Annotated in this window: 17 protein-coding genes; 5 read left to right on the forward strand and 12 right to left on the reverse strand. The window is 40.5% G+C overall.

All coding sequences use genetic code 11. The features are described from left to right. Positions 1-67: 67 nt before the first annotated feature. From H5200_RS11955 to H5200_RS11970, 4 genes are read left to right on the forward strand one after another with little or no spacing between them, the layout of a single operon-like run. On the forward strand, positions 68-1,990 hold the full coding sequence (locus tag H5200_RS11955; protein ID WP_149982777.1) for a PrkA family serine protein kinase: 1,923 nt from the start codon (positions 68-70) through the stop codon (positions 1,988-1,990). A gap of 30 nt (positions 1,991-2,020) precedes the next feature. Further along, positions 2,021-3,304, forward strand: coding sequence for a YeaH/YhbH family protein (locus H5200_RS11960; RefSeq protein ID WP_145242150.1), 1,284 nt, complete (start codon positions 2,021-2,023; stop codon positions 3,302-3,304). A gap of 21 nt (positions 3,305-3,325) precedes the next feature. After that, positions 3,326-4,840, forward strand: coding sequence for a SpoVR family protein (locus H5200_RS11965; RefSeq protein WP_145242153.1), 1,515 nt, complete (start codon positions 3,326-3,328; stop codon positions 4,838-4,840). 5 nt (positions 4,841-4,845) lie between these two features. Next, complete coding sequence (locus H5200_RS11970) at positions 4,846-5,727, forward strand: universal stress protein (RefSeq protein WP_149982779.1); 882 nt, start codon at positions 4,846-4,848, stop codon at positions 5,725-5,727. 128 nt (positions 5,728-5,855) lie between these two features. Here the strand turns inward: H5200_RS11970 and H5200_RS11975 are convergent, their stop codons facing one another. Together H5200_RS11975 and H5200_RS11980 are read right to left on the reverse strand one after the other, a co-directional pair. Continuing rightward, the gene (locus tag H5200_RS11975) at positions 5,856-6,821 is read right to left on the reverse strand and encodes a diguanylate cyclase (protein WP_182719485.1); all 966 of its coding nucleotides are present in this window, start codon (positions 6,819-6,821) and stop codon (positions 5,856-5,858) included. Positions 6,822-6,825: 4 nt separating this feature from the next. Next, positions 6,826-7,830: a response regulator gene (locus H5200_RS11980; RefSeq protein WP_149982781.1), complete on the reverse strand. Its 1,005-nt coding sequence runs from the start codon at positions 7,828-7,830 to the stop codon at positions 6,826-6,828. Between the two features lie 173 nt (positions 7,831-8,003). Between H5200_RS11980 and tpx the strand changes: the two genes are divergently transcribed. Beyond that, a complete protein-coding gene (gene tpx / locus H5200_RS11985) occupies positions 8,004-8,585 on the forward strand; it encodes a thiol peroxidase (RefSeq protein WP_149982782.1) in 582 nt (193 codons plus the stop codon). Between the two features lie 60 nt (positions 8,586-8,645). Here the strand turns inward: tpx and adk are convergent, their stop codons facing one another. From adk to H5200_RS12035, 10 genes are all read right to left on the reverse strand, one after another. Beyond that, positions 8,646-9,290, reverse strand: coding sequence for an adenylate kinase (gene adk, locus H5200_RS11990; RefSeq protein WP_149982783.1), 645 nt, complete (start codon positions 9,288-9,290; stop codon positions 8,646-8,648). 180 nt (positions 9,291-9,470) lie between these two features. Continuing rightward, on the reverse strand, positions 9,471-11,384 hold the full coding sequence (gene htpG / locus H5200_RS11995) for a molecular chaperone HtpG (protein WP_182719486.1): 1,914 nt from the start codon (positions 11,382-11,384) through the stop codon (positions 9,471-9,473). 135 nt (positions 11,385-11,519) lie between these two features. Next, positions 11,520-12,233 (reverse strand): RluA family pseudouridine synthase, encoded by a 714-nt coding sequence (locus H5200_RS12000; RefSeq protein WP_182761554.1) that lies wholly within the window; start codon positions 12,231-12,233, stop codon positions 11,520-11,522. A gap of 370 nt (positions 12,234-12,603) precedes the next feature. Then, a complete protein-coding gene (locus tag H5200_RS12005; RefSeq protein WP_182761555.1) occupies positions 12,604-15,090 on the reverse strand; it encodes a host specificity factor TipJ family phage tail protein in 2,487 nt (828 codons plus the stop codon). Next, positions 15,074-15,469, reverse strand: a complete 396-nt coding sequence (locus H5200_RS12010) for a hypothetical protein (protein WP_182761556.1) — start codon at positions 15,467-15,469, stop codon at positions 15,074-15,076. The genes H5200_RS12005 and H5200_RS12010 overlap by 17 nt, the downstream gene beginning before the upstream one ends. An 8-nt stretch (positions 15,470-15,477) precedes the next feature. After that, positions 15,478-15,969: a DUF1833 family protein gene (locus tag H5200_RS12015; RefSeq protein ID WP_182761557.1), complete on the reverse strand. Its 492-nt coding sequence runs from the start codon at positions 15,967-15,969 to the stop codon at positions 15,478-15,480. A gap of 14 nt (positions 15,970-15,983) precedes the next feature. Continuing rightward, entirely contained in the window at positions 15,984-18,956 is a 2,973-nt protein-coding gene (locus tag H5200_RS12020) for a hypothetical protein (protein ID WP_182761558.1), read from the reverse strand. 4 nt (positions 18,957-18,960) lie between these two features. Continuing rightward, the gene (locus tag H5200_RS12025) at positions 18,961-19,425 is read right to left on the reverse strand and encodes a hypothetical protein (protein WP_182761559.1); all 465 of its coding nucleotides are present in this window, start codon (positions 19,423-19,425) and stop codon (positions 18,961-18,963) included. Next, positions 19,425-22,196, reverse strand: coding sequence for a tape measure protein (locus H5200_RS12030; protein ID WP_182761560.1), 2,772 nt, complete (start codon positions 22,194-22,196; stop codon positions 19,425-19,427). Before H5200_RS12030 ends, H5200_RS12025 begins: the two co-directional genes overlap by 1 nt. Continuing rightward, positions 22,183-22,389, reverse strand: a complete 207-nt coding sequence (locus tag H5200_RS12035) for a hypothetical protein (RefSeq protein WP_145236472.1) — start codon at positions 22,387-22,389, stop codon at positions 22,183-22,185. Before H5200_RS12035 ends, H5200_RS12030 begins: the two co-directional genes overlap by 14 nt. Positions 22,390-22,465 lie beyond the last annotated feature (76 nt).

Here is a 22,465-nt window from a genome sequence, read left to right on the forward strand (position 1 = left end):
TTAAATAACCTTTGCTTCTTTTTTAATTTGTAAGCACCTAGTTTAAGCAGGTTTTTCGGAGGTTTCCATGAGTATTTTTGAGCATTACCAAGCACGATACGAAGCGGCACAAGAAGAAGAGTATAGTATCGCTGAGTTCTTAGAGATTTGTAAAACTGATAAGTCGGCTTATGCCAGCGCACCAGAGCGATTATTAGCGGCCATTGGTGAGCCAAAAATGATCGATACTTCCAAGGATGCACGGTTAAGTCGATTATTTTCAAACAGAGTAGTAGCACGTTACCCTGCCTTTAATGATTTTTACGGTATGGAGGATGCGATTGAACAAATCGTTTCTTACCTAAAACATGCCGCGCAAGGCCTTGAAGAGTGTAAACAAGTGCTTTATCTACTTGGGCCTGTAGGCGGTGGTAAATCATCGATTGCCGAAAAGCTAAAATATTTAATGCAACAAGTGCCTATTTACTCAATTAAAGGCTCACCGGTCAATGACCACCCGTTGGCGCTTTTTGATCCTAATGAAGATGCTGAGCTGATGGCAAAAGAATACGGAATAAAGCCCCGTTACTTAAAAACCATTATGTCACCCTGGGCCACTAAGCGCTTATCTGAATTTAATGGTGATATTAGCCAGTTTAAAGTGGTAAAACGCTACCCCTCTATTTTAAATCAAATTGCTATTGCAAAAACTGAACCTGGGGATGAAAACAACCAAGATATTTCCGCTTTAGTCGGTAAAGTTGATATTCGCAAACTAGAACATTTTGCTCAAAACGATGCTGATGCTTATGCTTATTCCGGTTCATTATGTCTTGCAAATCAAGGGTTAATGGAATTTGTTGAGATGTTTAAAGCGCCAATCAAAGTATTGCATCCGCTTTTAACAGCCACGCAAGAGGGAAATTATAATGGCACCGAAGGTATTAGTGCACTGCCCTTTAATGGCATGATTTTGGCTCATTCAAACGAATCAGAATGGCAGACCTTTAAAAACAACAAGAACAATGAAGCCTTTTTAGACCGTGTTTACATCGTCAAAGTGCCGTATTGTTTACGTGCATCTGAAGAGGTAAAAATCTACGACAAGCTATTGGAACATAGTGAATTATATAATGCTCCTTGCGCGCCAGGCACACTGGAAACATTGGCAAAATTTACCACGCTATCACGGTTAAAAGATCCCGAAAATTCCAGTATCTACTCAAAAATGCGGGTATATGACGGCGAAAGCTTGAAAGACACCGATCCTAAAGCTAAATCGTATCAAGAGTATCGAGATTATGCCGGTGTTGATGAAGGCATGACCGGACTATCAACTCGGTTTGCATTTAAAATTTTATCGCGCGTGTTTAACTTTGACACACTTGAGGTAGCGGCAAACCCAGTGCATTTATTTTATGTATTAGAGCAACAAATTGAACGAGAGCAATTCTCTGCCGACGTTGAAGAACGCTACTTAAGCCACTTGAAAGGCTATTTAATCCCGCAGTATGTTGAGTTTATTGGTAAAGAACTGCAAACAGCTTATTTAGAGTCCTACTCTGAGTACGGGCAAAACATTTTTGACCGCTATGTCACTTATGCTGATTTTTGGATCCAAGACCAAGAGTATCGCGACCCTGATACCGGCCAGCTATTCAACCGCGAAGCATTAAATGCCGAACTTGAAAAAATTGAAAAACCAGCCGGCATTTCAAATCCAAAAGATTTCCGTAACGAAATCGTTAATTTTGTATTGCGTGCACGGGCGCACAACAACGGTAAAAATCCATTGTGGACCAGCTATGAAAAACTGCGCACTGTGATTGAGAAAAAAATGTTCTCCAATACTGAAGAACTATTACCCGTTATTTCTTTCAATGCGAAAACATCCGCAGAAGATCAGAAAAAACATGAAGATTTTGTCAATCGTATGGTGGAAAAAGGATATACCCAAAAGCAAGTTCGTTTGTTATCAGAGTGGTATTTACGCGTGCGTAAATCGCAATAACACGCAGCTGTGTATTTTTAGGGGGTCTTTATGGCGCATTTTATAGACCGTCGCCTGAACGGTAAGAATAAGAGCACGTTAAATCGTCAACGCTTTATCAGGCGCTATAAAAAACAGATCAAAGAAGCGGTGTCAGATGCAATAAATAAACGCAGTGTCACTGATTCCAGTAGCGGTGAGAGTATTTCAATTCCGCAACGGGATATAAGTGAACCTACTTTTCATCAAGGTAAAGGGGGCGATAGAGAACAAATTCATCCTGGTAACGATCAGTTCTCAACCGGTGATAAAATTAAACGCCCGCAAGGTGGCCAAGGTGGTGGAGCCGGCGAAGGTGAAGCGAGTGACTCTGGTGAAGGAGAAGATGACTTTGTCTTCTCGATTTCTAAAGATGAGTACCTAGACTTACTGTTTGAAGACTTAGAACTGCCAAATTTACAGCAAAACCAGTTAGACAAACTCGTGCAAATGAAAACTCATCGTGCTGGTTTTTGTAGTGATGGTATGCCGAGTAATATTGATATTGTGCGTTCACTTCAGGGCTCACTTGCAAGGCGTGTTGCGATGAGCGCGGGTAAAAAGCGTCAATTAGCAGAGCTTGAAGCACAGCTTTGCCTATTAATGGCTGAGCCTGAACCAGATATAGCTGCTATTGCATTAATGGAGCAAGAAATCGCCGCATTACAAAAACGCATCAGTGCAGTGCCCTTTATTGATAATTACGATTTGCGTTTTCGTAACTATGAAAAACAGCCTCATCCAACTAGTAAAGCGGTGATGTTTTGTATTATGGATGTGTCGGGCTCGATGGATCAAGCAACCAAAGATATGGCAAAACGTTTTTATATTTTGCTTTATCAATTTTTGACCCGCAGTTATAAAGACATTGAAGTGGTGTATATTCGCCATCATACCCAAGCCAAAGAGGTCGACGAACAGGAGTTTTTCTATTCCCAAGAAACTGGCGGCACAATTGTCTCCAGCGCACTGAAGTTAATGAATGAGATAATTACCGAGCGTTATAACGCTGGCGAGTGGAATGTGTATGCAGCACAAGCCTCAGATGGCGACAATTGGGCTGATGACTCTCCCCAATGCTCAGAGATCTTACGCAACAAGTTGCTCAGTACCATTCGCTATTACGCTTATATTGAGATCACTACCCGCGCCCATCAGAGCCTATGGCGTGAGTATCAAAATATTTGTCAAACTCATAATAACTTTGCTATTCAACATATACGCAATGTTGAAGATATTTACCCTATTTTCCGTGAGTTATTCAAGAAGAGCCGTCAACACCAAGGGGCAGCCTAGGCTGTACAGCGAGGTATTTATATGACCAATAAACGAATGAGCGATGGGCCAGATTGGACATTTGAATTACTACAACAATACCAAGACGAAATAGCGCGGGTTGCTGAACATTATCGCCTCGATACTTATCCTAATCAGATTGAAGTGATCACCGCAGAACAAATGATGGATGCCTATTCCAGTGTTGGTATGCCTATTGGCTATAGTCACTGGTCTTATGGTAAAAAATTTATTCAAACTGAGCAAAATTACAAACGCGGACAAATGGGATTGGCTTATGAAATTGTCATAAACTCGAATCCTTGTATTGCTTATTTAATGGAAGAAAATACCCTTCCAATGCAGGCTTTAGTGATGGCGCACGCTTGCTACGGGCACAACTCGTTTTTTAAAGGTAATTATTTATTTAAAACATGGACTGATGCCAGCTCTATTATTGACTACCTATTATTTGCAAAAAATTATATTGCTCGTTGCGAAGAAAAACATGGCATTGATGAAGTCGAAAACCTAATCGATTCATGCCATGCACTTATGAATTACGGTGTTGATCGTTATAAACGCCCACAGCAAATATCTTTATTTGAAGAACAAAAACGCCAACAAGAGCGCGAAGATTACTTACAATCACAAGTGAACGAACTTTGGCGCACAATACCTTCACATCAACAGGAAACTAAAAAACACGAGCGTCATTTTCCTTCAGAGCCACAAGAAAATATTTTGTATTTTATAGAAAAAAATGCGCCATTACTGGAATCTTGGCAACGAGAAATAATTCGTATTGTGCGTAAAATCTCACAATATTTTTATCCTCAAAAGCAAACCCAAGTAATGAATGAAGGCTGGGCAACGTTTTGGCATTATACTATTTTGAATCACTTATATGATGAAGGGAAACTCACTGACTCATTCATGTTAGAGTTTTTACAAAGTCATACTAATGTTGTGTATCAGCCCCCTTACAATAGTAATTATTATTCGGGTATTAACCCTTATGCGCTGGGTTTTAATATGATGGTGGATATCCGCCGTATTTGTGAAAACCCTACCGAAGAAGATAAACAGTGGTTTCCAGAATATGCCGGGAGCAACTGGTTAGATACGCTGCACTTTGCAATGGAAAACTTTAAAGACGAAAGTTTTATTAGTCAATTTTTATCACCCAAACTTATCCGTGACTTTAAATTATTCACTATTATCGATCACGAAAAAGATCCGAATCTACAAGTTGGTGCGATCCACGATGAAAGCGGCTATCACGCGGTACGGACTGCGCTCTCAGCACAATATAACCTCAGTAATCACGAACCCAATATTCAGATCTATGATGTTGATATTAGAGGTGATCGCTCTTTAACCTTGCGCTACGTGCCACATCAGGATATTCCACTGGCAAAGTCTCACCATGAGGTATTAAAACACCTTTACAGACTATGGGGCTTTAAGGTAAAACTGGAACAAGAGTCAACCTCTGGCGAATTGAATATACTCGGGCAATGTCCATCAGATGATTCACGCCATACAACAGAGTGAATAGAATGGATAAAAAGCTTCTCGTACTAATTGATTCAGTAGAATTTGCACGTACTGCTATTTTGCACGCGAAACACAAAGCAATTGGTAAGCAAAAACATATTGATATTGTCGCCTTTGCCTATGAAAGTGCTGGTAATATTTTGTTCTCGCCGCCAGCTGAACAATTGCAAGTAATTCAAGAAACAAGGTTGGCTACTCTCAAAAAAGAATTAGTACCACTACTTGAAAGCGAATTGTCAGAATCAGATTATTCATTAAATATTATTTGGCATGAAGCGCCCGAGCAATGGTTAGCCAATGAGAGTGACTTTGAAAACTATGAGATGGTGATAAAAACGCGCCATATTGACGAACATTGTCAATTTAGTGAACTTGACTGGCAGTTGATCCGCTTTACCCCACTACCACTTTATTTAGCTGCGGATAATACCTGGCGCAATAACACCAATGTGTTAGCTGCACTTGATTTAGGTAGCGAAAAAGCCACTAAATACAAACTAAACAAAGATATGATTGAAACTGGTTTAGCTTATTCCAAGCATTATGACTGTCAGTTTTATACTTGTTATACCGTTCATGTTTCCCCAATTTTAAGAGACTTAGGCATTGTATTTTCAGACGAACAAGTACTGAATGCTTTTGAGAAACTACCTGTCATTCAACGTAATTTAATTCTTGAGCACGATCTTAAAAATAACCTTCACATAAAAGCGGGCTTAGCCGAGCAAGTGATCCCAAGTATTGCAGCTAAGCTTAATGCAGGTCTTGTGATCATGGGCTCAGTAGGCAACATAGGTATAAAAGGTAAGTTAATTGGCAATACCGCTGAAAAAGTTATGCGGTTACTAAAAACAGACTTGCTTATTTTACCTCCTGAATGTTAGATAATTGCTAGTGATAATATAAAAAATGACGCATTTTGCGTCATTTTTTATGCCTATTAAAAGCAACCTAGTTTGGCTAGTTAAACCTTTTACTATTGTGCCTTAAAGGCTTTTTATACTCATCAAGATTAACTCAAATCTTTATACGCCGTGATACAGTTTCTGCCATTTTCTTTTGAAAAGTAAAGAGCTTTATCTGCCGCTTCAATCCATTTTTCATAGCGCTCAAATTCATCTTGAAAACAGGCAAAACCAACACTTACCGTCATTTTAATTTGTTGTTCGCCAAAGTAAAAAGATGAATTTTCAATTAAACTACGCAAACGCTCAGCAAATATCTCAGCACCTTTGCGATCCGTGTCCAACAGCGTTACCGCAAATTCTTCGCCGCCATAACGACCTGCAATGTCTGTTTCACGCAATGTTTTACGCAGTAAATCAGCAATGTTACGCAGTGCTTCATCGCCACAACGATGGCCATGTTCATCATTTACTTTTTTAAAGTGATCGATATCAAACATCAATAAAGTACTTGTGCCACCACTGCGTTTGATCCTAAGAAATTCTTTGCGTAGGGTATCTTCCCAATGACCTCGATTAGTCAATTTTGTTAGTGCGTCTGTTTGACTCATTTGTTCAAGTTTACGATTTACTTCTTCGAGCTCTTTTTTATTCACCGCCATATCAGTTACATCATAAAGAATGATACAAATATGGCCAACTTCTCCCATCGTATTTGACAGAGGAATAAATGTCGCGTTTTGAAACATATGGTCTGCTTTACCCGTGATTGGACGGTAATTTTTAAAGCGGAAAATGTATGGCTGCTGTTCCCAAATAGTAAATGAGCGATTTTTCAAAATAAACACAGACTCTGACTTACTGCGAAACCACTTTTCATCAATTGATGGAAATAAATCAAATAAATCTTTATCTTTTACTGCGCTGGGTAACATACCCGAATGGTTTTCCATAAAACCATTCCAAATACACACTTTATAGTCCCTATCTAATACCACTAAACCAACATCTACGGTATTAAACATATCCATTAACCAATGGATTTCATTCATATTAAAATCAGCAGCAGGCATAATGTTAGTCTTCTAATAGGTAAGCAACTTTGTATTTCAAAGTTTTTAGTGAGTCTTCGGTAAATAACAGCATCAAGTCACAGTTAATATTGTGGTTCTCAATACCATAGCTAATTTCTATTGCCAGAGTACGTTGCCAGCGTGATTTGTTTGCTTTAACTAAATCAGACACATCACAATGTTGCCCTAACACCACTGGGTGTCCTTGGCTAAAGGTCATGTCTAATTGGCGAGATAATCCAGTTAAGATTGCACCTATCAGGATATTACTAATATCCATTAATAACTCCAGCTCAATTTTCTTATTGAGCTCCCCTTGATAGTTCATCAAGGACGCAATTTCTTTAAAGCTAGAATCATTTAGAAGCAACAATGCCTCACCGGATACACCACCACCAATAAAACCTTGGCATACGCCTGAGGTTGTTGCATTAGCATCAATTGAGCGCAGCGCCATATCAAGTTCATTAACTTCGAGAATATTGACATTAGGAATAGGCAGTTCAACAAATACATTTAATAGCCGTGCTAATAAGTCTCCTGCCTGACCCATTGCCACGTTAGTCAGCTCTTGGTATATATCCCTAACATCTGGGTCAACTTGCTCACCTAAGCGGTGTGAGAGCCGCTCGCGCATTGCTTTATCTTTAATTCCATGGTGTTCGATAATGTCGGCAAGCTTTTGGGCATCACATGGTTTTTGAATAAAGTCTATCGCGCCAAGTTCGAGCACCCGTTGATGCGCATTCGGCTGAATATCGCCAGAGACAACAACGGTTAGTATATCCAAGTTTTGCTCTTGAATTGCTTGCAGTACTTCGTAGCCATCCATTTGCGGCATATTTAAATCGAGGAATAAGATTTCCGGGCTTAACGCTTTAATTTGCTCAATACAATGCACGCCATCTTCAGCAAACTCAACTTTAATATCCCAATCATCGGGCAACGAACGAGCTAACTGACGGCGCGCAAGCTTAGAATCATCACAAATTAGTACCGATGTTGACATAGTCTCTCTCTGATTGCTTTTATTTTTATTATTAAAAATGTAAACATTTACCACTGCTTTATGTTAATCAATGTAACCATGCATTACAATTTTAAATTGCATTAAACTCTTGGTGTCCATGAATGATTATAATACACTCAGCCTAATTGCGTTAACTCTAAAGGAAATACCTTATGCTCCGTTCACTCACTTTTGCTTTAAGTGCCTTTTGTTCAATGGCTTTTGCCGCCGATATGACCGAAAATACGCTTGATGCGGGAAAAGTATCAGCACAATCTAAGCCAATCACTTTATTAGGACAAGGTGTAAAACTAGGCGATAAAGCACCAGATTTTAAAGTGGTTGATGGCTCATTCACGCCAATTACTTTAGCCGATTACCAAGGTAAAGCCGTTTTAATCAGCGTTGTTCCAAGTCTTGATACTGGTGTTTGTAGCATTCAAACCAAGCATTTTAACGAAAAGGTTGCATCGCAATTTCCAAATATAGCCATGCTCACCATTAGTGCTGATTTACCGTTTGCACAAAAACGTTTTTGCAAAGCCGAGAACATAGATAAAATTACTGCCTTATCTGATTCAGTATGGCGTGACTTTGGTCAAAACTATGGTCTGATCATCAAAGATATGGGCCTGCTTACCCGAGCTGTGTTCGTATTAGATGCAAGTCATAAAATTGTTTATAAACAGTTGGTAGCCGATTTATCAACTGAACCAAAATATGACCCTGTTATAAGTGCTTTAACCGCGTTGTAATCTTGCAAATAACAGTCATAAAAAAACCGCCAATCGGCGGTTTTTTTATTGATTGAATTATCAACCCAATAATTCAGCAAGTTGCTGATTAACAGCTTCAACAGCTTGGGTACCGTCTAAACGATGATACTGCGTATTACCCGCTTTAGCTTCCGCTTGGTAATAATCAACCAATGGCATTGTTTGCTCATGGTAAATACCTAAACGTTTACGTACTGTTTCTTCTGTGTCATCAGCACGTATGATCAGATCTTCACCTGTTACGTCGTCTTTACCTTCCACTTTTGGCGGATTGTAAACTACGTGATAAACACGGCCGGAACCAGGATGAACGCGACGTCCTCCCATGCGGTCAACAATAATTTCATCAGCCACATCAAACTCAATAACGTGATCAACAACTACGCCATTTTCTTTCATTGCATCAGCTTGTGGGATGGTACGTGGGAAACCGTCTAGTAAAAAACCTTTTTCACAATCAGCTTTAGTAATACGCTCTTTAACAAGACCTATGATGATGTCATCAGAAATTAACTGACCTGCATCCATTACTTTTTTCGCTTCAAGACCCAGTGGTGTGCCTTCTTTAATTGCAGCACGTAACATATCACCAGTTGAAATTTGTGGAATACCGTACTTATCCATCAAAAACTGAGCTTGAGTGCCTTTACCTGCACCCGGCGCGCCCAAAAGAATAATGCGCATATCATTGTCCTCGTTTGATACTGATTTTACAAAAAGCATATCAGTATGATTTATTATAAAGCTTGAATTCTTCCATAAGCGCCGCAGATACTCAAGCAACTTATACCAATTGACTACGTTGAGATCATAAAAAAAGGGAACCGAAGTTCCCTTTTTATTAAAATGTTAGTTTTTGAGCAATTACTTACTCAAATCTAACATTAATTTATTTAAGCGAGTCACAAAACCTGCTGGATCTTTTAATGTACCGCGCTCTGCAAGCAAGGCTTGATCAAGCAGTACATGTGACCACTGTGCAAATTTGTCTTCGTCTTGTTCAACATTTAAATGCTTAACAAGTTGATGCTCAGGGTTAAGCTCAAAAATTGGTTTTGCTTCTGGAGCAGCTTGACCTACTGATTCCATTAGCTTTTGCATTTGTGAGCTCATGTCGTTGTCATCAGCGACCACACAGGCTGGTGAGTCAGTTAAACGATGCGTAAAGCGTACATCTTTAACATTATCGCCAAGTGCTGTTTTGATGCGCTCAACTAAGCCTGCAACTTCTTTTTCAGACTCTTCTTGCGCTTTTTTGGTCTCTTCATCATCTAAGCTACCTAAGTCTAGGTCACCACGGGTAATTGACTTAAATGGTTTTTCAGCAAACTCGGTTAAGTGGCTCATCATCCACTCATCAACACGGTCACTCATCAACAGTACTTCGATACCTTTCTTACGGAAGATCTCTAGATGTGGAGAGCTTTTCGCCGCAGTGAATGAATCCGCAACAACGTAGTAAATCGCGTCTTGGCCTTCATTCATACGCTCAACGTATTGCTCTAATGAAACGTTTTGTGCTTCTTCATCAGTATGTGTTGATGAGAAACGCAGTAACTTAGCAATCGCTTCTTTATTCGCTGCATCTTCTGCTGGACCTTCTTTGATCACTTGACCAAATTCATTCCAAAATACTTGGTAATCGTCGGCTTTATTTTTCGCCATACGCTCAAGCAGTTTTAAGGTACGTGACGTACAACCTTTGCGGATTGCTTGCGTTACTTTGTTATCTTGTAAAATTTCACGCGATACGTTTAGCGGTAAATCGTTTGAATCAAGTAAACCTTTTACAAAGCGTAAGTAGCTAGGCATAAATTGCTCAGCATCATCCATTACAAATACACGTTGTACATACAGCTTTAAGCCACTTTGACGGTCACGATTCCATAAATCAAATGGTGCTTTTTTAGGAATATACAGTAAGCTTGTGTATTCAGTTTTACCTTCAACTTTGTTGTGAGCCCAGCTCAGTGGATCTTCCCAATCATGGCTTACATGCTTATAAAATTCTTTATATTCATCATCAGATAGCTCTGATTTATCACGCGTCCACATTGCTGTGGCGCGGTTAATGCTTTCCCACTCACCAGGTACGGCTGGAATTTTCTCGCCATCTTCACCTTCTGACTCAGGCACTTCGGCTTTGTACATTTGTACTGGTGTTGAAATATGATCCGAGTACTTAGTTACAATACTACGTAGGCGCCATTCATCAGCAAACTCTTTTTCATCTTCACGAAGGTGTAAAGTAATTTCAGTACCACGGCCTGCTTTTTCAATTTCTTCTAGCGTGTATTCGCCCTCACCTTGTGATTGCCATTCAACGCCTTTTTCTTCACCGGCTTTGCGAGTACGAACAGTCACTAAGTCTGCAACTATAAATGCAGAGTAAAAACCAACACCGAACTGACCAATCAGTTGCGAATCTTTGCTTTGGTCGCCAGTTAAGTTTTTGAAGAACTCAGCGGTGCCCGATTTAGCAATCGTACCTAACGAGCTGATCACTTCATCACGAGTCATACCAATACCGTTATCAGAAATAGTTACGGTATTTTTTTCTTTATCGGCACTGATACGTACACGTAAGTCTGCGTCACCTTGGTATAGTTCACCATTTGAAAGTGCTAAAAAGCGTAATTTATCAGCCGCGTCAGAGGCATTTGACACAAGCTCACGTAAGAAAATTTCTTTATTAGAATAAAGTGAGTGAATCATTAAGTTTAATAGTTGTTTAACTTCTGTTTGAAAGCCTAATGTTTCTTTTTGTGCTGCAGTCATTTATATATCTCCAATTTGCAAAGTGTCTGCGTTATGCACTTAATATGGGGCGCGGTTTGTTAACTTCAAGTCAAAAGAGCAAAAAAGTAAGCTATAGCAAGATAAACACGGAAGTTAAGTTGTTTTTTCTTACAATCAAAATGGCTGTGGGCAATGTAGGTGCGTTTGCTTGAAGCTTCGAGGGTGTACAAAAAACAGATCGCTGGCATGTAATTGTAAGCGCTCAGCCAGTTGTTGGCTATGTTGGTTTTTATACAGATCACAGCCAATAATTGGGTGCCCAATGCTCTGACTGTGAATACGTAATTGATGTGTACGCCCCGTCACAGGGGTAAATTGCACTAAAGTACGCGGCGGTGATGTTAAGCGCTGTAATACTAAATAGTCACTGACGGCAGACTTACCCGTCACATTACAAATTTTAACTAATGGAAAGAGTAATTTATCTTTGACTATTGCAGCGTTTATTTGACCTACGTCATTTAATAACCAGCCATCCAACATGGCTATATAGTGTTTTTTTATTGTCCCTGATTGAAACTGCTTATTAAGGAGCTTAGTTGATTCAGAGTTAAGGCCTACAATCATAATACCTGAAGTACCATAGTCTAATCGATGCGGCAATTTAGCTGTCGGAAATGCGGCAGTCAGACCTGGCTGCCCATTCACTAAACGATAATGCACAGAATCCCAATTGGCCGGATTTTTACCAGATAAACTCAGTAAGCCACTGGGTTTATTGATCAATAAAATATCATCGTCTTTATATAAAATTTCCACATGCTCATGACAAACCGATGCAATAAAGTCATCGAAAATAGAATGCTGTGGCAAATTTGTATCAGACATTATTTCTCTCATTATTGATTTTATAAAAACGTTGCAACATTAGTATCTTGAAACTAGTTCAATTTCTATCATACACAAAAAAGTCGGTATGCTGCGCTGTAGTTTGGCTTTTAACTATAAAGGGCGCTAGTTTTCAAGATTAGAAAATGGCAGTGAACGCATGTCGAAGGTTAACACTGCGCTGCTGACGGCTCGAAGCCATTAGCTTTCCTACAGATGATGCAAGCCGCGAAAATTGACGCTGCAATTTCACGAAAACTGCGAAAACTAAGTGTTTAAGTATTTTAAAGGTTGTTTGAGTATATGAAAGTAAAAAGCAGACTTTAAGCTGCTTTAATTTTGTCTGCTGATTGGCTGAATATTTATTATGTTAAGTAGGCGCTAAACTATTATCGTCAAGATAAACTCTATCATCGTACAGCTCTGCAGTAACATTAACTTTATCAACTGACGATGGCTTGATATCTCTTATCAGCACAGCATTACACCACTTGTTTGTAATCCCGAACATATATAAAGGTGGTTCAATTGAACCATCAAACACTGGTGCAAAGTCTATGTCACTATCAATTATAACTTCATTGCTTGATGAGCCGATAGTCGCAGTGTAAGGGCCAGATAAAGTACCGTCAGGCTTTCTTAGCGCTAAGATGTGTGATTGTCCGCTTTGCCACTTTAATATAGCGTCAACATACACAGAGCGCCCTACTATATATTCAACCCGTCCTGTCTGTTCATATCCTGGTATGTCATCTGCTAATGCGCAGTAATCTAAGTAACGAGAGTTTAATGCATCCATCTCAGTTTTAAAGGTAAAGCTTGTTCTGCGATAGCGGCGGGCTCGGCGCTTACGCATGCCGAATTGATATGCTTTATCTCTATTGGTAATACCAAACGCTCTTATTTTTTCAGGGTTAACACCTAAGTCACCAGGTAATAAACATAAAATCGTTTCTGACTTCCATGTGATTGGAGAGAAGTATTCGACCTCAACACCGTCATGTTCATCATCATCAATCAGCGTAATGGTGCGCTCTAAAAGTCCGATATAGTTATCTGGTTGGTACATATGTTGGAACACAGAGCGTTGCTGATCTCTTACAGGAATGATACGGCCATAATCAATAGTGGGCTCTGCAAACCCAACCGCTAGCACACGCTTTAGTACTTCAAACATAGTACTACCACTATCAAACACAGCGTTAAATTCATCGCCGCGATTATGCCAAACCGGATGCAGTGTATTAATTTCATCTAAACCAATCTTGCTATCACTGTGTCCTGAGCTTTTAATAACGTGAGTAAAGAATGGAGCAATGTCGGTAGTAGGCCGTGGCTCGCTCCATGCACCATTTTCATATACAGGCAAAATACGAGTACCAATTAAATTAAACTTATTCTCCGCAGAGCCAGCAAGTGCATTGGTACCACGAATTTTAACTGCAATTGTTGTCATATCTTCATAGCTAGTTGCACTATCAAGTTCAGCTTTTAAAGACGTCCAGTAAATTTCATCTTTAATACGCGTATCATCGTTTGCAGCAGTAACACGCTTAATACGTACTTCAGGTCTAATTTTAGTGGGTAGCTCGATAGGTAAGGTTCTGCCCAGTTGATCGTTAGTTGAATTACTATATGTTTCCTCAACAAAAGACCACTCTTGAGCGCCTTCGTCACGATATTCGATTCTTACAGTTACTGAACGGCTTAGAAAATCACCTTCATCATCGAGCTCACCCAACCCCTGAGGCAATGTAAAATCAACCCATATTTTCTGAGTTTTCTCACCAGCTGGGCACGCAAAAAAAGGGCCGTTAAACTGGCCATCCCCGCCACCACCTTCAACTAATACATTGGCGTTTGAATTAAGCTCAGTGACAAACGAACTCCAACTAGGATCATCCTGATTTTGACCATCGACTTTATTTACTTCACTGCCTGATGTACTAGCATTAAGCAATTCAAAGTACCCATCATTTTGACCACTTAACGATCCTTCTATTTTAAGTGTTTCACCAACGGAAAAAGGAGGCGTTGTTTTATATCTAATAGTGCCAACTTCCGGCTCAAAATCTTCGCGATGAACTACTAATTTATTACCTTCAAATGACCATATATATCGACCATTCAAACCACCAGTGTTTGTTACACGGCCTTTTAATTCTATCCCCGTACTTCCTGCCGTAGAGCCAACTTCACTAGAAGTATAAACATTGCGATGAGCCTCATGCACAGTAACATCTTCACCTGGTCCAAAAATTTGATAATCAACATCATTAGGTTTACCTGTAACAGGTGTATTACCAATGAATACTTCATCATCTAAAACTTCATACTCCCCCTTACCTACACATAACATAAGGTAAAGCCATTGCTCGTTATTAATGTACTCACGTCGTGGCATAGTAAGGTAATCGGGAAAGATTAAATGTCGACCAGCTATCTCTGGAATAACCCCCATTAAGCGAGGCTTATTACCTTGTGTATTAACATCATAAATACTGCTGCCGTCTGGCACAGTGGAGTTGTAATTATCAGGTATTTGGTTAGTCGCATAGATAGCAACACCGATTGCGATAACAGCAATAACCGCATACGCAATTGTGGCAGGGTCTTTCGATTCAACAATAAATTTTATGTTGTCATTGTGCTTAAAAGTGCACGTATCCCATTCACAAGGAAGTACATGTCTGTTATTTATATTTACACTAAATAGAGGCTGCTCTAGCTCTGCATATGCTGGCACGTTTGCCTTTAACCATGAGTTTACTGTTTGACCAACTAGACCAGTGCATGACTCATACAAACTATCATCAAGCTTGTTTGGGTAAACCTTAATTTCAACCTGTGTACTCATAGAATTTAACCTCAAAAAATAGCTTGTAGAAATCAGATACTTTTATAATAGATGGCCCTTTTTTGCGTGATGTATGCAGTATTTGTAGTTGGCCATCAGTAAGTACACATAACCCCATATGTATTAAGTTTCCCCCTCTAAAACCACACGCAATAGCCTGCTCTTTAGCTGAGCAAGGTTTAAATTGATCAACTATTTGTCTGTATGAGTTAGTGAGGTTGTTTTTATCATCAGGACTAACATGGCCAAACGACTTAAATAAAGGCTTTCCGTATACGTTGTGAAGCACAAGGCGTGGCTGGCCCCAACAATCAAGCCCAGTCATATCTCGACCACCATCGACATACGGTACATTAAGGTAATCGTTAATATGTTTCATAGTATTAATTAACTAAAGTACTTTAAACCAGGTGCAACATCTGGTGTATAGCGGTCTCTTGGCCATGCTCTGTTAACCAAGTCATTAAATGATGCAACTACATTCACCCGCATTGCTGTAGCTTGTACACTAACAGCGGTCATTTCAACTGGAGGCTCGGCGGGTTCAGTTAAGTCACTTGCTGTGTAAACGCGGTATATCACTTTAATCTTATCGCCAGCTTCTTTAGCAATATCAATTTTTGCTAGCGCTTCACCTGATACATTATCAAGCTGAAACTGTAAATCTTGGCGGCCTTTAACAGCGCGAGATGGGAGCGAAACCCCCATCCCGCTCGCTTCAAAAAGTACAATTTCGCCCCCCTCAATGCCAGCATTAACGTTATCAAACCCATTACAGAGTCTGATAACCCCAAACGAATCAGCTTGCAGTTCCAATGTATGGATCGGCAGGTCGTTAGTAGGAGCGCTGGCGTAAACCCGTTGGAGTACTTGGGACATATCCTTGCTCCAGTTTATTTAGTTTTAAAAACTAAATATGCATAACTACCAACACAATCAATGCTAACTGATATTGAGTCAGTTACCAGCTCAGTGTGCAGTGTGACATTCAGCTGCTCAATAATCTCTAATTCACGGCCGTGGTACTCGTTGGGTAATTCAATGCGTTGTGCAGCTGATATATCATGCCAATCTAAATAGTAATAATCGCCCGATGAGCTTTTAACTGGATATTTAGCAGTGACACCACTTTCGCGTTTGAATACATTTCGATAACCAATAATGCTGTAGCACTCGCCAACTGAAGCTACAAAGTTTTCTCTATCAACAACACGCGGGTACATCTTGTCTGAATTCCCTCTGATCTCCCACGCTTTGTCTGTTGTGTTTGGCTTTCTGATATCGGGTGATGCAGATTTTATCGGCAAATAACCCATGGCAAATGCTGTTGCTGAGTCATCATTCAAACCGATATAACGATCCACTATTTTATTTTCAGCCATTTTTGCTGCATCTATGTATATCGAGCTTAGGCCGTTACTTGATGTTTTTCTCGCGGGTTCGATCATCGCATAATCAAAATCAGTACTCTGCTGATTAAAAGGTGCTGCTTTTGGTATGTAGTATCGATCTAGTTCTTGGCGCATAGCTTGCAAAAACATTAAATCTTGAACATTAATTGCTTTTAAAAATACAATATCAGAATAAATAGTACAGTTTGCATATTGGTCAAACTCATACACCATGCTTACTGTATATGACGCTTCACGACCTGATGGCGTAAAATCGTTTGCATCTCTATCTTCAATGAACCACGAAATTAATTCATCTCGGCTCAACACATCGTAGCTTTCGATAAATTTTACATTCGTTTTAAAGTTGTGATTTCCAATGTCTACTTTTTTACCGTCAGCTAAAACTGTTATTTTTCTATTTTGAAAGGCAGGTCTAAGATTACTATACGATTGGTACGCACCATTAAATGAACTCGTATCCGCCCCACCTGATAAATGATTAAATACACCGCTAATTAACGCATTTGTTGAATTATTAAACTGATGAGCTATCCACAAGCTATTTGAATCATTTATACCAACGATCACGAACTTTTCAGCGCCTATGGCATAAATACTGCCAATATCAGCATCCGTTTTACCATGGTCATTAGCAGAGTATTTGCCCATAGAATAGCCATGATTAGCACCAATTGTTGTGTCCATTGCTCGTTGCGGTGCTACATCATCACTCCCTGTTTTAACAACCTGCTCATTGATATAATCACCATTAAAATTAAACACTTTAACTTGTGAGAAGTCGTCAGCATTAGGGTATGGTCTAACAACCCGTTTAATTTCATTATTTCCTTGATAACCAATTAAGTATGAATCTTCATCTTCACCATTCAATACTAGATTTGGTTTTTCTACTATTTTATTTGTTGCAATTTGTTGACGGCACTTATCAGTAATAAAAATATTATTTATCGCATCAGCGAAGCTAATTTCTTCTTTGTCAGTAATTAAGTAATAACCACTTGTGTAAAGTAAAGGGCTAACTGGTTGATGGGTTGTTCCTATAACAAGATTTACAGCTTCATTATCATTAACCTGCCCCTTGTACAGCAACAGCTTAAATTTATCATTAATTGGAACTAACGTATAACCAGGCGAGCTTAGTGCTTTTAACGAGCCTCCTGCAGTTGATGAATATACAAATGAACTAACAGGAAATTCCTCATCTTCACTGTGAATATAAAAAGCACCTAATACATACTGACCATTTAATTCATCAATATCATGAGTAAGAACAAATTCATTACCAGTTGTTCTCAAATTTAATCCCTTAGATAAACCACGGGTTTTAAAATCGGTGATATGTGCTAAATCAGCAACCTTAGAACCTGATCTAATCTGAGGAACACCTGCTATAAAGTCTCCTTCAACAAATTCATTTGCAAAGGGCTTCTTAAAATTATTATTCAATGCGCTTGGCAGCCCATTACTCCCGTAAGCGGTTAGCGCATTATTAATATCATCAGGGGTTGAAAAGCCTTGGCTTTGAGACACTTTATAGCTGTCTAAGCGAAGTTTATCTTTAATCAGTACTTGAGAAAGTAACGCTTTTATATCGAATGGGATGTCTTTATGTGTTGCAAAAAATCCTGTAGCGAAACGAGTGTTATCAGTTGGTGCTGTTGATGAGCCAACTAAAATGTTAGCGGCGCCAACTTGATCAACACGACCATACTCATATGCTAAAACAAGTTGCGGAGTTAATTGCATAAACCCGATTATATTCTCGGTTAATACTGACAATGTCCCGCTGCCATCTTCAGAAAGTATAACATTCCCTGCGTCTGGTAAGTTGACGGGGTTTTCAGAGTAAATAAGCACACAACCAGCAATATACTTGTTGTTTATATCGATGCCCGTATACGCTCTTGCAAAATCATTACCTAATTTCCAGCGAATGCCTTTACGATAACCACGCTCTATTAAGTCTTGCTGATTATCTAAATTAACAAAAGCTGAAGGTGGACCGATTGAATTAGAGCGCATTTCGGGTGAGCCGCCAATAAAATCACCAGCAGCAACATAATTTACAAAAAATTCATCAACAATAGTGCTATATAACGCATCCAGTGCTTTGTCATTTGGATATTTTTTAGAGAACTCAGCTACGCCCGCGTTATTTTTATATAACTTCAAAAACGCATCATCATCAGCACTAACAACACTAAAAAACTGACCGTTGGTTGTCGCAGCAATGCCCGCTGCAGTCGTTTCATATTTCACCGCATCAATATCAGCTGCTGCGTCTGTAACCAGTTGAACAACTGAATTAAGTGTATCAATGATAAGCTTATTTATACTTGGCTTTTCTTCACCATTTATCGTTACTGTTGTGTTTTCATCGCCTTGCAGTACTTGGTTGAGTTGCTCAACCGATGCTCTTAATTGGTCTGTTAATTCAAGAAAGTCGCTCATGTTTCTACTCCAAATAATTATTAATCGACTCTTGAATTGAGTCACAGTACTGCTCGTAAGTGAGCGGTGCCACTAGCTGGGCAACCATCTCTTCCTCACTCGCTGCTTTATATTCTTTAACCTCAACCTGTGCTTGGTATTGCCATACCAGTGCGCTGATTGGCTTAAAATTCTCTAGTGGGTCTTTAACAAATCGCACCTGGTGCTTAACTACACCGTGGGGCGTTAAAATATCCATCAAAAACCAGCCTGTAAGCTGTACGCCGTGGTCAACAAAGCCTTCAAATGCTACGGCTTCGTCTTTTCTCAAGCGCCATGTGGCTTCCATAAATGTCGGTACGCTTAAAAACCTGCGGCGCTGGCGGGCACGGCCGCTGCTCATTTCTGTTCGTAATATGTTTGACTGTCGCTTGTAAGACACTTCTTTTAAGCGCGGTAAAGGCAGCGACAACGGGTAATTAACCATCATTAAGTTCCTGTTCGCTGTAAGCCAAATGTTGATGTGAGTACACCTGCAGCATCGCCGCCTTGGCGGATATCGGCCACAAAGGCTTTAATAACAAATTCGCTGTCGTTGGTGCGTTCTTGCTCTACTTGGCCACTGCGGCTGGCATCTTCTATTAGTTGCACAGTTACATTTACAACCGTATTGCCGCCTGTGCCTGGTGCTTGTTTAGCAGTGGGTAATTGGCTTGGGTTAAACACACGGCCACCATTACCGCCCGCAATATAGTTTTTACCGCCTAGCTCAAGCAGCTCAGGCGTATTGCGCTCACCAATTTCAATGAGCTTATTGCCATTGGTATAACCACCGTATTGGTAACCTGGCGGTTTTTGTGAAGCTATAGATTTAACCTGTAAAAGCCCCATACCAGTAATAACACCTGCAGCAATTGGCCCAGCAATAGGGCCCAATTCAAGCGCTGCCGCTGCAGCGGTATAGGTACTCATTAATGCTTTAGCAATGTTCAATGTTTGTTGAACTTTAAAGGCTTTTTTACTGTGTTTTCCGGCTTGCTCAGCAAGGTTTGAGCCAATATCTAAACCAATCGCAACACGGTCTTTGCAGCTGGCACGGTCTAAATCAACAAATTGCTGTACTACTTGGCCATAGTTGCCAGCGTATCTAAGTTGCACTTGGCGTTTACGGTCTTCGTGTGCGGCTTCTTCGGCTTCCAAACGACTATGAAAGCCCTGTAATTCAGCTATTTCAGTTTCGTAGCGGTCGCGGCGGGTTTGGTCTTCAAGTTGGCGTAATTCATTTTTGCGCTGTGCATCGCGTGCAGCTTTATCAGCCTCTAACTTATCAAGTGCGGCATCACGTTGCGTGCGTAGTTGCAGCTCAATTTCAGCATAACGGGTGCTGTCTTTACCTTGCTCATCAAGTGCGGTGCGTGCAATATCAACGCGGCGCGTGTACGACTGGCGAATACGGTCTTCTTCAGTCAGTAAATCAGTTTCAAGCTGGCTAAAGTCTTTTTCTGTATCAGCTTGTTTGTTTTTTTGGTCGATTAACGCAGCAAGGTTCTGCAACTCCTTTTGCTGAGCAGGTAACAACTTGGCGTATTTACCGCTGGCAATTTCATAGTTAACTTTTTCAAGCTCGGTATTTTTACCCAGCAATGCCAAGCGCTGCTGATAATTAACATTCGCTTTTTGAAAGTTAGCTAATTCTTTTGGGTCTTGACCTTTTTCAGGCGCTTTGCCTGCTGGCTTACCCACTACAGATTGCAGCGCAACAATTTCATTTTTTAAATCAGTAACACGTTGTTCTGCTGCTTGCACATCGTCAAACTTGCCTTTTAAAAACGGATTATTAAAACGCTGGCGGGCTTCATCAGCTAATTGAATCGCTCCCTGTAAACGTCCTTGCGCCAACAACAACAAGCCCTGTGCTTGTTTGCCCGTTAAATTTGCATACGGGTTTAAATCCTTACTGGCTTCTTTTAGCTTGTTAACTGATTCAGTGGCATCATCAGAGCTGCTCGCAAATTCATAAATCCCCCACGCTGCCAACATGATCAAACCAGCAGGCCCGCCTAGTAAACTCATGGTGCCACCGAGTGCTCGCATTGCAACATTAGAACCACGAACAGCCGCAGTATGAGCAACAGTAGCCGCAGTTAACCGCGCTTTCGCGGGGGCTAAAATGTTACTCGCGCCCGTTAAATTAACGGTTGTTTGTACACTGCGTAAGTTCGCCTGTGCCGCTGCAAGCTCTGCTGCAGTCAACTTAACAGTTTCTTGGGCTAGCCGTGCTTTTGCAATTGTGCTTTTCGCAAACCCAGCAGCGCTAACAGTAAGGCTCGTTGCTAAACGCCCACCCAATACAATGGCAAGAGCTGTGGCGGCAGTGGTAATATCCTCAACCAATTCTTGATTGGTTGTCAGTTCATTTAACACACTTGCCACAGCATCAATCGCCGGCACAAGCGCGATACTTACTGGCTGTTCAACACGGTTAATTAGCTGCTCATAGGCGGTTTCTGTGCGGTTAAGTGCCGCAGGTATTGTTGTAGCAATACGCTCAGCAGCTCCTTCATAATCTGTGAATGCCTTGATCAAGGTTTCTTTAAAGAATTGGCTGCTAATCTTCCCGTCGACAACCATTTGCCTAAAACCACCAGACACTAATCCAGCTGCTTTATCTAGGCTCTGCAATAACCCAGGTAAAGGCTCTGTTACTTGGTTAAGTTCTTCAGCGCGTAACGTGCCAGCTGTAAAACCCTGCGCCATACCAAATAAACTTTGTGATAATTGTGCTGTTGTTGCACCTAACTGACTAGATACATTACTCATACCCTCAAGCAATTGCTTGCTTTCAGTATCAGTCACAATGCCTGAACGTCTAAGTGCGAGTAATTTGGTGTAACTATCGGCCATGGCTGAGTACACTTGGCTGTGCTTATTACTTGTTTCTATCAAGTAACGTTGCACTTGGGCGTATTCTTGGCTTGATGAGGTAAGCCCTTGTAAACGGGCATTGAGTAATTGAATTTGGCCAATATTTTGCACTTGTTGCTTGGCAAAATTAAGCGCCATAAAGCCACCAACGGCCGTAGCTAAACCGCTATAGCTTTGCGCTACGCTGTTATTACTGGTGGCTAACGCACGATTTTGCGCAACTTGCTGCTGCGCTTGTTGCTGTAACGAGCGTATATCGTTTGCATTAGTACGCGTACCTTGGCTAATTGCTCGGCCATCGTACAGTACTTTTAAACTCAAATTATATCGGCTCATGTTGCTCTCGTGCTGCGTTGATTGCTTCAACTTCTAATACCTGAAACTTTGCAAACGTATCAGGCGTAATCTCTAACCCAGCCAGCTTCCATGCCACGGCGGCATTGCTGTAACTAATGCCGTTTCCGTCTCCTTGCCATTGTGTTGACACCGTTAAAAACGCAGTAAGGGCCAGCGCATTGCACCTAAACACATTAAATTCTTTGTCTGGGTCGAGCGCTTTAACTTGGTCAATTACATGCTTTGGTGCGTTTTGCTGAGTTAATACA

This window comes from Pseudoalteromonas sp. SG43-7 (assembly GCF_014164295.1).
In the GTDB taxonomy this organism is placed as follows: domain Bacteria; phylum Pseudomonadota; class Gammaproteobacteria; order Enterobacterales; family Alteromonadaceae; genus Pseudoalteromonas; species Pseudoalteromonas rhizosphaerae.

Bases quoted from the DNA above. Each gene is read 5' to 3' on its own strand.
- H5200_RS11955 (WP_149982777.1), top strand. From the start codon at position 68: ATGAGTATTTTTGAGCATTACCAAGCACGATACGAAGCGGCACAAGAA.
- H5200_RS11960 (WP_145242150.1), top strand. From the start codon at position 2,021: ATGGCGCATTTTATAGACCGTCGCCTGAACGGTAAGAATAAGAGCACG.
- H5200_RS11965 (WP_145242153.1), top strand. From the start codon at position 3,326: ATGACCAATAAACGAATGAGCGATGGGCCAGATTGGACATTTGAATTA.
- H5200_RS11970 (WP_149982779.1), top strand. From the start codon at position 4,846: ATGGATAAAAAGCTTCTCGTACTAATTGATTCAGTAGAATTTGCACGT.
- H5200_RS11975 (WP_182719485.1), bottom strand. From the start codon at position 6,821: ATGCCTGCTGCTGATTTTAATATGAATGAAATCCATTGGTTAATGGAT.
- H5200_RS11980 (WP_149982781.1), bottom strand. From the start codon at position 7,830: ATGTCAACATCGGTACTAATTTGTGATGATTCTAAGCTTGCGCGCCGT.
- tpx (WP_149982782.1), top strand. From the start codon at position 8,004: ATGCTCCGTTCACTCACTTTTGCTTTAAGTGCCTTTTGTTCAATGGCT.
- adk (WP_149982783.1), bottom strand. From the start codon at position 9,290: ATGCGCATTATTCTTTTGGGCGCGCCGGGTGCAGGTAAAGGCACTCAA.
- htpG (WP_182719486.1), bottom strand. From the start codon at position 11,384: ATGACTGCAGCACAAAAAGAAACATTAGGCTTTCAAACAGAAGTTAAA.
- H5200_RS12000 (WP_182761554.1), bottom strand. From the start codon at position 12,233: ATGTCTGATACAAATTTGCCACAGCATTCTATTTTCGATGACTTTATT.
- H5200_RS12005 (WP_182761555.1), bottom strand. From the start codon at position 15,090: ATGAGTACACAGGTTGAAATTAAGGTTTACCCAAACAAGCTTGATGAT.
- H5200_RS12010 (WP_182761556.1), bottom strand. From the start codon at position 15,469: ATGAAACATATTAACGATTACCTTAATGTACCGTATGTCGATGGTGGT.
- H5200_RS12015 (WP_182761557.1), bottom strand. From the start codon at position 15,969: ATGTCCCAAGTACTCCAACGGGTTTACGCCAGCGCTCCTACTAACGAC.
- H5200_RS12020 (WP_182761558.1), bottom strand. From the start codon at position 18,956: ATGAGCGACTTTCTTGAATTAACAGACCAATTAAGAGCATCGGTTGAG.
- H5200_RS12025 (WP_182761559.1), bottom strand. From the start codon at position 19,425: ATGATGGTTAATTACCCGTTGTCGCTGCCTTTACCGCGCTTAAAAGAA.
- H5200_RS12030 (WP_182761560.1), bottom strand. From the start codon at position 22,196: ATGAGCCGATATAATTTGAGTTTAAAAGTACTGTACGATGGCCGAGCA.